General features: G+C 66.2%; 9 protein-coding genes. 7 read left to right on the plus strand and 2 right to left on the minus strand.

The genetic code is table 11. The features are described from left to right. The first annotated feature begins 107 nt into the window (after window positions 1–107). The 6 genes from AC5P65_RS07145 to AC5P65_RS07170 are packed head-to-tail and all read left to right on the plus strand — an operon-like array spanning window position 108 to window position 8,822. Window positions 108–1,712, plus strand: a complete 1,605-nt coding sequence (locus AC5P65_RS07145; protein WP_019660460.1) for a glucoamylase family protein — start codon at window positions 108–110, stop codon at window positions 1,710–1,712. Then, complete coding sequence (locus AC5P65_RS07150; RefSeq protein ID WP_194445152.1) at window positions 1,681–3,057, plus strand: sugar ABC transporter substrate-binding protein; 1,377 nt, start codon at window positions 1,681–1,683, stop codon at window positions 3,055–3,057. The genes AC5P65_RS07145 and AC5P65_RS07150 overlap by 32 nt, the downstream gene beginning before the upstream one ends. Beyond that, complete coding sequence (locus tag AC5P65_RS07155) at window positions 3,054–3,935, plus strand: carbohydrate ABC transporter permease (RefSeq protein ID WP_005410323.1); 882 nt, start codon at window positions 3,054–3,056, stop codon at window positions 3,933–3,935. Before AC5P65_RS07150 ends, AC5P65_RS07155 begins: the two co-directional genes overlap by 4 nt. After that, window positions 3,932–4,768: a carbohydrate ABC transporter permease gene (locus AC5P65_RS07160; RefSeq protein WP_111097843.1), complete on the plus strand. Its 837-nt coding sequence runs from the start codon at window positions 3,932–3,934 to the stop codon at window positions 4,766–4,768. The genes AC5P65_RS07155 and AC5P65_RS07160 overlap by 4 nt, the downstream gene beginning before the upstream one ends. After that, window positions 4,765–7,932, plus strand: coding sequence for a discoidin domain-containing protein (locus AC5P65_RS07165; protein WP_111097842.1), 3,168 nt, complete (start codon window positions 4,765–4,767; stop codon window positions 7,930–7,932). Before AC5P65_RS07160 ends, AC5P65_RS07165 begins: the two co-directional genes overlap by 4 nt. Before the next feature lie 2 nt (window positions 7,933–7,934). After that, window positions 7,935–8,822: an endonuclease/exonuclease/phosphatase family protein gene (locus AC5P65_RS07170; protein ID WP_019660456.1), complete on the plus strand. Its 888-nt coding sequence runs from the start codon at window positions 7,935–7,937 to the stop codon at window positions 8,820–8,822. A 112-nt stretch (window positions 8,823–8,934) separates the two neighbouring features. Here the strand turns inward: AC5P65_RS07170 and AC5P65_RS07175 are convergent, their stop codons facing one another. After that, window positions 8,935–12,222, minus strand: a complete 3,288-nt coding sequence (locus tag AC5P65_RS07175) for an Rne/Rng family ribonuclease (protein ID WP_111097841.1) — start codon at window positions 12,220–12,222, stop codon at window positions 8,935–8,937. Between the two features lie 407 nt (window positions 12,223–12,629). Here AC5P65_RS07175 and AC5P65_RS07180 point away from each other — a divergent pair, with 407 nt between their 5' ends. Beyond that, complete coding sequence (locus AC5P65_RS07180; protein ID WP_031269982.1) at window positions 12,630–13,604, plus strand: RluA family pseudouridine synthase; 975 nt, start codon at window positions 12,630–12,632, stop codon at window positions 13,602–13,604. A 475-nt stretch (window positions 13,605–14,079) separates the two neighbouring features. On the opposite strand, the gene AC5P65_RS07185 is transcribed toward AC5P65_RS07180, so the two are convergent. After that, window positions 14,080–14,189: IS3 family transposase (locus AC5P65_RS07185; RefSeq protein WP_288037892.1), on the minus strand; the 110-nt coding region annotated here is incomplete at its 5' end.

Here is a 14,189-nt window from a genome sequence, read left to right on the forward strand (position 1 = left end):
GTCAAGCCACGTTTTTCGTGGTTTTTTTAAGAACGCACCTTGTAAACGATTTCAGATCATTGGACGGTATGCTTTCCCATCGATCAGACCACCGGAGGAACCGCGCCATGCAGGCACGCCATCTGTTGTCCGCCGCAGCGCTGAGCCTGGCCGTGGCCGCCTGCCAGCCGGCCCAGCAGGAACCTGCCAAGCCCCGCCCGCCGGTGATCCTGATCGAGGCCGACGCACCGCCGCGGCCGATGAAGCCGGAGCTTCCGCCGCTGTTCGATGACATCGAACGCCGCACCTTCCAGTTCTTCTGGGACACCACCAACGAAGTGAACGGCCTGACCCCGGACCGCTACCCGTCACGGCCGTTCGCCAGCATCGCCTCGGTCGGTTTCGCGTTGACTGCCTATCCGATCGGCATAGAAAACGGCTGGGTCAGCCGCAACCAGGCCATCGACCGCACGCTGACCACGCTGAAGTTCTTCCGCGATGTGCCGATGGGCCCGCAGCGCACCGGCAAGGCCGGCTACAAGGGCTTCTACTACCACTTCCTGGACATGCAGGAAGGCCGTCGCTACGACAGCTGGGTCGAACTGTCCTCGGTGGATACCGCACTGCTGATGATGGGCGTGCTGTTCGCGCAGTCGTACTACGACGGCGATGATCCGCGCGAGAAGGAGATCCGCCAGATCGCCGACACCTTGTACAAGAAGGTGGACTGGCCGTGGCTGCAGCAGCGTGCGCCGCTGATCTCGATGGGCTGGTTCCCCGAGAGCGGCTTCATCGACCACGACTGGATGGGCTACAACGAGGCGATGATGGTCTACATCCTTGCCCTGGGGTCGCCCACGCACCCGGTCAGCCCGGATGCGTGGACGGTGTGGACGCGCACCTACGACAACGACTGGGGTGTTTACCAGGGCCAGGAATACCTGTCCTTCGGCCCGCTGTTCGGCCACCAGTACAGCCACGTCTGGATCGACTTCCGCGATATCCAGGACGCATACATGCGCGAGCGCGGCAGCACTTATTTCCTCAACAGCCGCTCGGCTGCGCTGGCCCAGCGCGAATACGCCATCGCCAACCCGATGCAGTGGAAGGAGTATGGCGAGAATGTGTGGGGCCTGACCGCCAGCGATGGCCCGCAGAACACCACGCAGGAGTACCGCGGCGAGCAGCGCCAGTTCCGCCATTACTCCTCGCGCGGCGCTGGGCTGCGCGAGAATTTCGATGACGGCACCATCGCCCCGACTGCTGCGATCGCCTCGGTGGTGTTTGCGCCGGAGCAGGTGATCCCGGCCACGCTGGAAATGCACAAGCGCTACGGCGACTACATCTATTCCAGCTACGGCTTCCTGGATTCATTCAACCCCAGCTTCAACTACGACATCCCTATCAAGACCGGCCGCCTGGTGCCGGATCGCGGCTGGGTCGCCAGCGATTACATCGCCATCGACCAGGGACCGATCCTGACCATGATCGCCAACTACCGCAACGATTTCGTGTGGGAGGTGATGAAGAAGAACCCCTACATCCGCAAGGGACTGGAGCGGGCAGGGTTCAGCGGTGGCTGGCTGGCGCCGGAAGGCGCGTTCCAGCCGCTGGAGCTGCAGAAGGACGAAAAGGCCGCGGCGGCACGCGCGGTGGGTATCGCCGAATCACGCGCGGCTGCCGCGCAGGAACAGAAAAACAATGCCAACCGCAACACAGGGCAGGGGAAGTAACCCGGTGCCGAACTGGATCGACCGCCTGCGCCGCTGGGCGCTGCCCGCCCTGGCCGCTTTGGCCGTGGCCGGCTGCGCCCGCACCGAGCCTGGAACCACCACCGTGCGCTTCTGGGCGATGGGTCGCGAAGCCGAGGTGGTCAGCGAGCTGATCCACGAGTTCGAGGCCGAGAACCCCGGCATCAAGGTGGATGTGCAGAACATCCCGTGGACGGCAGCGCACGAGAAACTGCTGACCGCGTTCGCTGCCGATGGCCTGCCGGATGTCTGCCAGCTCGGAAACACCTGGGTGCCCGAGTTCGCCGAGCTCGATGCGCTGACACCGCTGCAGCCGTTCGTCGATCACTCGGCGGTCGTTGATGAAAAGGACTACTTCCAGGGCATCTGGGATACCAACGTGATCCACGGCGAGCTGGTGGGCGTGCCGTGGTACGTCGATACACGCCTGATCTACTACCGCAAGGACCTGCTGGCCAAGGCCGGCTACGACCACCCGCCGCGTACCTGGGCCGAGTGGGACGAGCAGATGGCGGCGATCAAGCGCATGCAGGGTCCGAACCGCTATGCGGTGCTGATGCCGATCAATGAGTTCGAGCAGCAGTTGTCCTTGGCACTGCAGCAACCCGATCCGCTGCTGCGCGACGATGACACCCGCGGCAATTTCGCCAGCCCGGGGTTCCGCCGCACGCTGGCCTTCTACGCCAACATGTTCGAGCAGGGCTGGGCGCCGAAGATGTCCGAGACGCAGATCTCCAACGTCTGGGACGAGTTCTTCCGCGGCTTCAACGTGTTCTACATCTCCGGCCCCTGGAACATCCGCGAGTTCAAGAAGCTGCAGCCGAAGGAACTGGAAGGGCAGTGGGGCACCGCGGCGCTACCGGGTCCGGACGGCCCCGGCGCCGGCATCGCCGGTGGCACCAGCCTGGTGATCTTCCGCAAGTCGCAGCAGAAGGAAGCGTCGTGGAAGCTGATCGAGTTCCTGTCGCGGCCGCAGATCCAGGCGCGTTTCCATTCGATCATCGGCGACCTGCCGCCGCGCCGCAGTACCTGGAACGCACCGTCGCTGGCCAACGATCCGCTGGCAGCGGCATTCCGTGACCAGCTGGAGCGGGTCAAGCCGACGCCGAAGGTGCTCGAATGGGAGCGCATCGTGCAGGAAATGCGCATCGTCACCGAGAAGGTGGTGCGCGGTGGCCTGCCGCAGGACAAGGCCGTGGAAGAACTGGACCAGCGCGTGGACAAGGTGCTGGCCAAGCGCCGCTGGATGCATGAACAACAACGCCTGCAGCAGCGCGCACCGTCGTCGCAGTCCAGCAGTGCCGTAGCCGCCGGGAGCGCGCAATGAAACGTACTTCGCTTGCCGGCTGGATCTTCGCCGGGCCCTCGTTGATCGTGCTGGGCGTGTTCTTCGGCCTGCCGGTGGCTTCGGCGCTGGCGCTGAGCGTGACCGACTTCGACCTGTATGCCCTGGCTGACAGCAGCAACCTGCGGTTTGTCGGCCTCGGCAACTACATCGACCTGCTGCAGACACCGATGTTCTGGAAGTCGCTGTGGAACACCACCTACTTCGTGCTGATCGGGGTGCCATTGTCGATCGGCGTGTCGCTGGGCGCGGCGATGCTGCTCAACGCGCCGGCCGCGCGCTTCAAGGCGCTGTTCCGCACCGCGCTGTTCGCGCCGGTGGTGACCACGCTGGTGGCGGTGGCGGTAATCTGGCGTTACCTGTTCCACACCAGCTACGGCCTGGTGAACTACGGCCTGGGCCACCTGGGCATCAGCCCGATCGACTGGCTGGGCGATCCCAACTGGGCGATGCCGACCATCATGCTGTTCGCGGTGTGGAAGAACTTCGGCTACAACATGGTGATCTTCCTGGCCGGCCTGCAGGCGATCCCGCATGACCTGTACGAGGCTGCGCGCATCGACGGCGCCTCGCGCTGGAAGCAGTTCCTGCACATCACCCTGCCGATGCTCGGCCCGGTGCTGCTGGTGGTCGGCGTGATTACCGTGTCCGGCTACTTCCAGCTGTTCGCCGAGCCGTATGTCATGACCCGCGGCGACCCACTGCAGAGCACCGTCAGCGTGCTGTATTTCATGTTCGAGGAAGGCTTCAAGTGGTGGAACCTGGGACGCGCCTCCGCCGTGGCGTTCCTGCTGTTCCTGATCATCCTGGCGGTGACCACCGTGATGCTGCGTTTCGGCCGCAAGAGGCAGTTGGTATGAGTCGTGAAATCGGCCAGTCGCGCTGGTACCCGTGGTTGATCAATGGTGCGTTGCTGGTGCTGGCCCTGGTCAGCCTGGCACCGCTGCTGTGGATGCTCTCGGTCTCGTTCATGCCGCAGGGCGAGGCCAGCCATTTCCCGCCGCCGCTGCTGCCTTCCAGCATCACCACGCACAACTACCATGAGCTGTTCGCGCGCACTGGCATGGGCGGCAACTTCGCCAACAGTCTGCTCGTCTCGCTGGCGATCACCTTTGGCTCGCTGTTGCTCAACACCATGGCCGGCTATGCGTTCGCCAAGCTCAACTTCGTCGGCCGCGAGCGCCTGTTCCAGGTGCTGATGGCGGCGCTGGTGATTCCAGCGCAGGTGGCGATGCTGCCGCTGTTCCTGCTGATGAAGCAGCTGGGCCTGGTCAACAGCTTCGGCGGCGTGATCGTGCCGGCGCTGGCCAGCGTGTTCGGCATCTTCCTGGTACGCCAGTACGCGCGTTCGATTCCGGACGAATTGCTGGAAGCGGCGCGTATCGACGGGGCAGGGGAGCTGCGCATCTTCTTCCAGATCGTGCTGCCGATGCTCAAGCCGGTGCTGGTGACCCTGGCGATCTTCACCTTCATGGGCGCATGGAACGATTTCATGTGGCCGCTGATCGTGTTGACCGATCAGGAGCACTACACTTTGCCGGTGGCGCTGGCCACCCTCTCGCGCGAGCACATCATGGACGTGGAAATGATGATGGCCGGCGCGGTGGTCACCGTGGTCCCGGTGCTGGCGCTGTTCCTGGTGCTGCAGCGGTACTACATCCAAGGTCTGTTGCTGGGGAGCGTCAAGGGATGAAGCGAGCGATCGCCGTTGGACTGGGCCTGCTGTGGACCTCCCTGGCGATCGCCGCGCCACCGGCGCTGCCGGCACCGAAGGTGCTGGACGACTTCGACGACGTCGCGGCCTGGAAGCTGGTGCTGTCCGACCAGGTCAGCGGTTCGCTGCGCCCGGTCAGTGGCGCTGGCGGCGGCCGCGCGCTGTGCCTGGACTATGACTTCCACGATGTCTCCGGCTACGTCGGCATCCGCCGCGCGCTGAACATCGAATACCCGGTCAATTACCGTTTCGGCTTCCAGTTGCGCGGTGATTCACCGGGCAACGACCTGCAGTTCAAGTTGATCGATGCCAGCGGCGACAACGTCTGGTGGGTCAATCGGCCCGGCTACAGTTTCCCCAAGGGCTGGACGCCGGTCGAGTACCGCCGCCGCCAGATCGACAAGGCGTGGGGTCCCTCGCCCGAGAAGGAGATGGCGCGCAGCGCCGCCGTCGAGTTCACGATCTACAGCAAGGTCGGCGGCCGCGGCACCGTATGCTTCGACAGGCTGACCCTGCAGGGGCTGCCACCGCAGGATGATTCGGCGCTGGTGCCGTCGGTGATTGCCGATACCGCCACCGCGCTGCAGGACCGCATGATCGACGGCAAGAGCGACACGTTCTGGATCAGCGGTGGCGTCAAGCAGCAGACCATCAGCCTGGACCTGCACAAGAGCCGCGAGATCGGCGGTGTCGTGATCGATTGGCTGCCGAACCTGGAAGCCAATCGCTACACCGTGCGGACGTCCGAGGATGGCCGGGATTGGCGCATCGTGCGCGAAGTGACCAGCGGTGCCGGTGGCCGCGACTGGCTTGCCCTGCCGGATACCGACGCGCGCTACGTGCGTTTCGATCTGCGCGATGGCCCGAACTGGCGCTACGGCATCCGTGACATCGCACTCAAGCCGCTGGCGTTCGCCGCCACGCCCAATGCCTTCCTGTCCTCGGTAGCCGCCGATCTGCCGCGCGGTTCGTTGCCGCGCGCGTATGTGGGCGAACAGCCCTACTGGACCCTGCTCGGCCTCGATGGTGGCCAGGAGCAGGCGCTGATCAGCGAAGATGGCGCGCTGGAGCCGGCCAAGGGCAGCTTCAGCATCGAGCCGTTCATCCGCCTGGACGGCAAGCTGCTGGACTGGTCGAAAGTGGCTATCACTCAGTCGCTGCAGGATCACTACCTGCCGATCGCCACCGTCGACTGGGTGCATGAGAAGGCCGGACTCTCGGTGACCGGTTTCGTGCAGGGCACGCCCGAGCGTGCGCAGCTGATCGGCCGCTACCGGCTGAGCAATCCGGACAAGGTCGCGCACGAATACACCCTGGCACTGGCGATACGGCCGTGGCAGGTCAATCCGCCCACCCAGTTCCTTAATACCGTCGGAGGCTTCAGCCGGATTGATGCCCTGGATGTAGGTGAGCAGCTGGTTCGGGTCAACGGTGAGCCGCGGATCTATCCGCTGCAGGTACCGGACGCGCGCTTTGCCAGTACGTTCGATGGCAAGCTCGATGCGATGCATCTGGAAAGCGGCACGTACCCGGCGACCACGGCGGTGAAGGACAGCACCGGCATGGCGTCGGGTGCGCTGGTGTACACGATCAGGCTGGAGCCCGGGCAGAACCGTGAGGTGGCGGTGGTGCTGCCACAGACCGGTGGCTGGGCGCCGCAGGCGCTGGATGTGGCCAAGGCGCAGGCGCAGGTGGCCGAGCAATGGCGGAAGAAGCTGGGCGTGGTTTCGCTGCAGGTGCCTGCTGCAGGCCAGCCACTGGTCGACACCCTGCGCACGGCGGTGGCGCACATGCTGATCTCGCGTGTCGGACCGCGCCTGCAGCCGGGCACGCGGTCGTATGCGCGCAGCTGGATCCGCGACGGCGCGATGATCTCCGAGGGCCTGCTGCGCATGGGGCGCAGTGATGCGGTGCGCGATTACATCAACTGGTATGCGCCGTACCAGTTCGAAAACGGCAAGGTGCCGTGCTGCGTCGACGCGCGCGGCAGCGACCCGGTGCCGGAGAACGACAGCCATGGCGAGTTGATCTACAGCATCGCCGAGTATGGGCGCTACACCGGCGACAGCACGTTCACCGAGCTGATGTGGCCGCACGTGCAGGGCGCCTACCACTACATGGAGCAGCTGCGCGCCAGCGAGCGCACCGAGGAAAACCGCGCGCGCAACCCGGCGTTCTACGGGATGATGCCGGCCTCGATCAGCCATGAAGGCTATTCGGCCAAGCCGATGCATTCCTACTGGGACAACTTCTGGGCGCTGCGCGGCTACAAGGACGCGGCGCTGCTGGCGACCCAGCTGGGCAAGGTCGAGGCGATGCAGATCGCCGAATCGCGCGACCAGTTCCGTGCTGACCTGCAGGCCTCGCTGCTGTCGGCGATGCAGCAGCACAAGATCGATTACCTGCCGGGCTCGGCCGAGCTGGGCGACTTCGACGCGACCTCCACCACGATCGCGCTTGCCCCCGGCGGCGAGCAGGGCCGGCTGCCGCAGCAGGCGCTGCAGGCGACCTTCGAGCGCTACTGGAACGAGTTCGTTGCCCGTCGCGATGGCAAGCGCGAGTGGAAGGATTACACCCCGTACGAATGGCGCAACGTGGCAGCGTTCGTGCGCCTGGGCTGGCGCGACCGCGCCTGGCAGGCCACCGAGTTCTTCTTCAGGGACCGCGCGCCACAGGCCTGGAACCAGTGGGCCGAAGTGGTCTCGCGCACGCCGCGCAAGCCGTTCTTCGTCGGTGACCTGCCGCACGCCTGGGTGGCTTCGGACTTCGTGCGCTCTGCGCTGGACATGTTCGCTTACAACCGTGATCTGGACGATGCGCTGGTACTGGCCGCCGGCGTGCCGACCGCGTGGCTGCAGGGCGAGGGCATTGCCGTGCAGGGCCTGCGCACGCCGCAGGGGCAGTTGAACTACCGCCTGCAGCGCAGCGACAAGCAGCTGGTGCTGGAGGTGCAACCGGGCCTGGTGCCGCCGGTCGGTGGTGTGGTGCTGCCGTGGCCGTATGCCGGCGACCCGGGCGAGGCGAGCATCAACGGTGAAGCGGCCCAGTGGGTCAACAGAGAACTGCACGTGCACCAGCTGCCGGCGCGGATCGAGATCGACGTGCCGAGCGCAGTGCGCCGCGCCGAGCGCAAGGGACAGTAACGATGAAGCAGCAGCGGGCGAAGGTGCGCACGTCGGTGCGCGCCCTGGGGCTGGCCATTGCAATGGCATTGCCGGGCGTGATGATGGCGGCTGAACCGGCTGGCACGACTGTGGCGCCCGACGTTGCCAGCGCGCCGGGCATGAGCATGGTCACCTTCAACCTGCACCACGACCGCGAAGACTGGCCGAGCCGGCGCCGCACCATCCTGGCCGAGCTCAAGCGCCTGCAGCCGGATGCGGTTGCCCTGCAGGAAGTGATCCAGCGCCGCAACGTGCGAAACCAGGCGCAATGGCTGGCCGGCCAACTCGGCTACAGGTATGTGTTCGTGTCCACCGATCCGGTCGCGGCACCCAAGCGCTACGGCAATGCGCTGCTGACCCGGCGGCCGATCCTCGCTCAGGGCGATCATCTGCTGCAGCCGCTGGACGACTACCGCACCGTGGCCCACCTGCGCATCGACGTCGACGGCACGCCGGTAAACATCTACGCCACGCATCTGAACGAGCGCAGCGACGAGAACGGGCAGCGCATCCGTCGCACCCAGGTCGAAGACCTGCTGCGCTTCATCACTGCAACCTCGGCCGGTGCACCGGTGGTGATCGCTGGCGACTTCAATGCACTGGTGGATGCCGGCGACCTGAGCGAGCTGCGCAGCCACTACGGCGACAGCTACGGCAGCGTGCATGTCAACACCGATCTGTCCGCGGTCAGTACGCTCAACCGTCACTATTACCAGGCGCCGTCGCGGATCGACCACATCTTCTTCCAGCAGGACGAGATGGTCGCACGCGAGGCGAAGATCCTGTTCGACCAGCCCGACGACAGCGGTCGCTGGGCCTCGGACCACTACGGCGTGTGGACCCGCCTGCAGTTCGCGCCGAAACCCTGACGCAGGCACGCTTGGGTAGGTGCCAACCTTGGTGGGCACGGTTCGGCCCGACGCACAAACAAAAACGGCGGGGATCATTGATCCCCGCCGTTTCGTTTTCACGCTATCAAGATCAGTTCGACGGAGGCGTGCGCTTGGCGGCCTCTTCGTCTTCTTCATCGGCCCTGGCTTCTGCAGCCTGCGCTGCGGCGTCGGCATGGCCATCGGCGACCGGATCGACCGATGGCGTCACCACGGCTTCGGCGACCGGGGCAGCGGCCTCGATCGGCGCGGCTTCCACCGCCACCGGCGCGACCGGCTGTTCCACGATCGGCGCAGTCTCGACGACCGGCGTGGCTTCAACGGCCGGGGCGGCCTCCACCACCGGGCCACTCTCACTGGCCACCGGCTTGGTTTCAACCACCGGGGTTGCTTCAACCACCTGCGGCTTCGATTCCACGACCGGCGCGGCCTCGACCGCGACCGGCCTCGTTTCGATCACCGGAGCGGCTTCAGCCACTGCGGTCGTTTCAGCCACAACCGGCTTTGCTTCGATCACCGGCGCGGCAGCGTCCACCACCGGAGTGGCGTCGGCGACCGGCTGAACCGGGGTCGCAGCGTCGATGGCATCGAGCATGCTGGTCTGCACCGGCGAGGACACCGTTTCAGTTTTCGCAGCAGCCTCGGCCGGCGCCTGCGCTTCAGCCGCGACGGGGGCGGCGACTTCGACCACGGCGCTGCTCACCACCGCAACCGGTGCGGAAACCGCAGCGGCGGCAGCGCGGGCCGGCTTCCCGGCTTCGATGGCGATCGGCTCGACTTCGTCATCGAAGTCGAACTCCGGCTGCGAACGGACCGGCTGCACCGCAGCAACCGGAGCGGTTCCGGCGGTGTTGTTGACGCTCGGCTCGGCGCCGTCGGTATCTTCACCGTCATCACCATCGTCCTGGTCATCGCCCAGGGCGTCGCTGCCGACGGCATTCTCGGTGCCACCGCGACGACGGCGACGGCCACCACGACGGCCACGACGACGGCGGGTTGCGCCTTCGCCTGCCTGCTCGCCATTGGTGTCGGTTGCAGCCTCCTCGCCGGCAACCGCAGTCACCTCGGCCGCGCTGCCAGCGTTGGCAGCGGTGTCGGCCGACGCAGCGGCTTCCACCGGAGCGGCGGGTGCCGGAGCAACCGGCGTCACCGGCGCGGTGGCTTCCAGCGCGTTCACCCCGTTGGCGGCGACGGCCGTAGCGGCTACGGCTGCCGCTGCGGTCACGGCTTCGGCAGCTGCTTCGGCGGCATTGCGCTGCGGCTTCTCGGCCGGCTTGTCACCGTCCTGCTGCTGCGGGCGCGGCTGCTTGGGCTGCTTCAGCTTCGGCTGCTGGTTCTGGTTCTGGCCCTGCTGCTCGTTGCGCGGCTTGTTCTGCTGCTGCGGCTGCTGCTGGCCATCCTTGTGCTGCGGCTCCTTCTGCTTGCCCTGCTGCGGCTGCTGCTGCGCATTGCCGTTGTTGCCGTTGCGGCCGTCCTTGCGCTGCTCGCTGCGGTCCTTGCGGTTGCCGCCATCCTTCTGCTGCTGCGCGTTGCCATTGCCACGACTGTCGTCGCGACGGTCCTTGCGGTCCTTGTTGCGATCCTTGTTGCGGTCCTTGCGGCCACCGTCCTGCGACTGACGCGCCGCCGGAGCGGCCGGCGCCGGCGCCGGGGCCGGCTCGCCACCGAACACGCGCTTGAGCCAGCCGATCACGCCGCCGCTGGGGGCCGGGGCCGTCGGTGCGACCGCGACCGGGGCCGGGGCTGCCTTGGCCGGCTCAACTTCCTCGCGAACCGGGGCGGGCGAGGTGTGCTTGACCTGGGTCACCGCCGGCGGCGGGATGTTCAGCTGGCCCTTGGTCAGCGCGTGCACCGGCAGCTTGCGCGGGGTGCCCCGCTGGTAGCTGGGCTTGCTGCTTTCTTCACCCAACTCGTTCTCGCGCAGGCGGGTGACGGTGTAGTGCGGGGTATGCAGCTGCTCGTCGGCCACGATCACGATCGGCGCCTCGTGGCGCTGCTCGATCTCGCGCAGGGCGCTGCGCTTCTCGTTCAGCAGGTAATTGGCGATCTCCACGGGGGCCTGCACCAGCACCTGCCCGGTGTTCTCCTTCATCGCATGCTCTTCGGCGACGCGGATGATCGACAGCGACAGCGACTCGACGCTGCGCATGCGGCCGTGGCCGTCACAGCGCGGGCAGACGATCTGGCTGGACTCGCCCAGGCTCGGGCGCAGGCGCTGGCGGCTCATTTCCAGCAGGCCGAAGCGCGAGATGCGGCCGACCTGGACGCGGGCCCGGTCGTACTTCAGCGCGTTGGCCAAGCGGTTCTCGACCTCGCGCTGGTGCTTGTTGGAGGCCATGTCGATGAAATCGATGACCACCAGGCCACCCAGGTCGCGCAGGCGCAGCTGGCGGGCCACTTCCTCGGCCGCTTCCAGGTTCGTCTGGAACGCGGTGTCCTCGATGTCGCTGCCCTTGGTGGCGCGCGAGGAGTTCACGTCGACCGCGGTCAGTGCTTCGGTCTGGTCGACCACGATCGAGCCGCCCGACGGCAGGCGCACGTTGCGCTCGTATGCACCTTCGATCTGCGACTCGATCTGGAAGCGGTTGAACAGTGGGATGTCGTCCTTGTAGTGCTTGAGCTTGCGCAGGGTCTGCGGCATCACCTGCTGCATGAACTCGCGGGCGTGCTCGTACATCTCCTCGGTGTCCACCAGGATCTCGCCGATGTCGGCGCGCAGGTAGTCACGCAGGGCGCGCACGATCAGGCGCGATTCCTGGTAGATCAGGAACGGAGCGGGCTTGCTCAGCGCGGCTTCGGCAATGGCGCGCCAGACGTTGAGCAGGTAGTCCAGGTCCCACTGCAGTTCTTCCGCATCGCGGCCGACGCCGGCGGTACGGATGATCACGCCCATGTCGTCGGGAATGTTCAGCTTGTCCAGCGCGTCCTTCAGCGCGGCCCGGTCTTCGCCCTCGATGCGGCGGGACACACCACCGGCGCTGGGCGAGTTCGGCATCAGCACCATGTAGCGGCCGGCCAGCGAGATGAACGTGGTCAGGGCGGCGCCCTTGTTGCCACGCTCTTCCTTGTCGACCTGGACGACGATCTCCTGGCCTTCCTTCAGCAGTTCGCGGATGCCGGCCTTGTTGTGGTCGACGCCGGCCTGGAAGTAGTCGCGGGAGATTTCCTTCAACGGCAGGAAGCCATGGCGGCCACCGCCGTATTCGACGAAGGCCGCTTCCAGCGAGGGCTCGATGCGGAAGATCCGGCCCTTGTAGATGTTGGACTTCTTCTGTTCCTTCGACGGCTGCTCGATGTCGATGTCATACAACGACTGGCCATCCACGATGGCAACACGCAGCTCTTCAGCCTGCGTTGCGTTGATCAGCATTCGCTTCATTGTTGCGTTCCTCGCAAGCGGCTACCGCGCGGAACGCCATGGGGTTTCGCCTCTGGACACGGCTCGCCGCCCATTCGCGCAAGCGCGGGGAGGGCGGCTTGGGTTTCCAGCGCTACGACACCACGGCAGGCCGCGGGAGCGCTTCACTCTTATGGGTTTTGGGTGTTGCAGGGCCGCAGGCAGCTGTCAGCCAGGCTGGAGCGCCACGCGGGACATGTTCAGCACGGTTGCGTGTCAGGCATCCGGCGATGGCCGGGAAGGCCGGTGAGCCGCTAACATGGCCGCCCCGCGGGCGGTGGTCGCGCACTGTGCCGGATTCGTCGGAAGCTGGGCTTCTGGCCCTGAGTAACTTCCAACGAAATCAATCCCTTATCTCGCCCCCCGAGTGTAACAGAATAAACAGCCTGATGACCGCCCAAGACCCCACCAAGCCCGCAGGCGACAAGCCTTCCGTGCGCATGATCACCGTTCCCGCCGACCGTGCCGGCCAGCGCCTGGACAACTTCCTGCTCGGCCAGCTGAAGGGGGCCCCGCGCAGCCTGGTCTACAAGCTGGTGCGCAGTGGCCAGGTGCGGGTCAACGGCGGTCGCGCCAAGGCCGAGCGCAAGCTGGAGGCGGGCGATGAGGTGCGTGTACCACCCGTGCGTCTCAGCGAGGAGGGAGACAAGGCCGGTCCACCTGAGGCGTTCATGCGCCGCCTGGAGCAGGCCATCGTGTTCGAGGATGCCCGCCTGCTGGCCCTGAACAAGCCCTCTGGCGTGGCCAGTCATGGCGGCAGCGGCATCAGCTTCGGGGCGATCGAGACCCTGCGCGCGCTGCGCCCGGGGCAGACCCTGGAGCTGGTCCATCGGCTGGATCGCGACACCTCCGGCCTGCTGATCGTGGCCAAGAAGCGCTCGGCGCTGAGTGAACTGCAGGCCCTGCTGCGTGAAGACCATGGCGCTGGCATCCGCAAGCGCTACCTGACCCTGCTGGCCGGGCGCATGCCCGATGGCGTGATGACGGTGGACGCGCCGCTGCACGTGGGCCTGCGCCAGGGCGGCGAGCGCCATGTGCAGGTCAACGCGATCGGCAAGGAATCGATCAGCCACTTCCGGGTGCTGGAGCGCCGCGGCGGCCATTCGTACTGCGAGGTGCGCATCGAGACTGGCCGCACCCATCAGATCCGCGTGCACGCCCAGCATCTGGGCCACCCGGTGGCCGGTGACGACAAGTACGGCGATCCGGCGGTGAACAAGCGGCTTCGTGAGCAGATCGGGCTGAAGCGCCTGTTTCTGCACGCGGCTTCGCTGGAGTTCGCGCTGGATGACGGCAAGAGCCCATACGTGCTGAACGCGCCGCTGGCGGATGAGCTGGTTGAGGCGCTGGACCGCCTGCGCTGACGGCGGTTCGGCGGCGCCGGGTGCTTGGTCGGCGCCGTCGCTTCCCTGCGATGAGTGGGCTCGTCACTTTCTTTGCTCGTGCAAAGAAAGTAACCAAAGAAACACGCCGCCATCCGCGAGCCGGCGCTGCGCGCCGGTACCCTGCGCTCCTCGGTCCGCCGAGGGGCGGCGCGGAACTCGCTGCGCTCAGACACCCGCGCCTCTTCGCCCTCGCCGGACCTGCGGTGCTCGGCTCGCGACAAGGCGGACCTGACAGCCGCAGCGTAGACCCATACCCGCACGCAGCCCTTGTAGAGTCGAGCCACGCTCGACTCACGCGCGCAGCGCGGGCTTCGCTTTTTCATTCTTTCATCGCGCGGCTGGCACGCCTATAGCCTGTCAGAGGCCGGGCGAGGTGGGTTTGCGGTGGTGTAAGCGCCATGGATGGCGCGCCCAAGCCCCCAAGGTGAAGTGACCCCCGAGACTTGGACAGGGGTCAGGCGGCCGATTGGGCCTGTTGGGCCTGCTCCCGGTACTGTACCGGGCTCAGGCCCTTCAATTTCAATTTGATGCGCTCCTGGTTGTAGTACTGGATGTATTCCACCA

Source organism: Stenotrophomonas sp. YJH_SMC_48-3 (assembly GCF_059369375.1).

What these genes read in the sequence shown, in the direction of transcription:
- AC5P65_RS07145 (WP_019660460.1), top strand. Translation starts at nt 108, where the DNA reads ATGCAGGCACGCCATCTGTTGTCCGCCGCAGCGCTGAGCCTGGCCGTG.
- AC5P65_RS07150 (WP_194445152.1), top strand. Translation starts at nt 1,681, where the DNA reads ATGCCAACCGCAACACAGGGCAGGGGAAGTAACCCGGTGCCGAACTGG.
- AC5P65_RS07155 (WP_005410323.1), top strand. Translation starts at nt 3,054, where the DNA reads ATGAAACGTACTTCGCTTGCCGGCTGGATCTTCGCCGGGCCCTCGTTG.
- AC5P65_RS07160 (WP_111097843.1), top strand. Translation starts at nt 3,932, where the DNA reads ATGAGTCGTGAAATCGGCCAGTCGCGCTGGTACCCGTGGTTGATCAAT.
- AC5P65_RS07165 (WP_111097842.1), top strand. Translation starts at nt 4,765, where the DNA reads ATGAAGCGAGCGATCGCCGTTGGACTGGGCCTGCTGTGGACCTCCCTG.
- AC5P65_RS07170 (WP_019660456.1), top strand. Translation starts at nt 7,935, where the DNA reads ATGAAGCAGCAGCGGGCGAAGGTGCGCACGTCGGTGCGCGCCCTGGGG.
- AC5P65_RS07175 (WP_111097841.1), bottom strand. Translation starts at nt 12,222, where the DNA reads ATGAAGCGAATGCTGATCAACGCAACGCAGGCTGAAGAGCTGCGTGTT.
- AC5P65_RS07180 (WP_031269982.1), top strand. Translation starts at nt 12,630, where the DNA reads ATGACCGCCCAAGACCCCACCAAGCCCGCAGGCGACAAGCCTTCCGTG.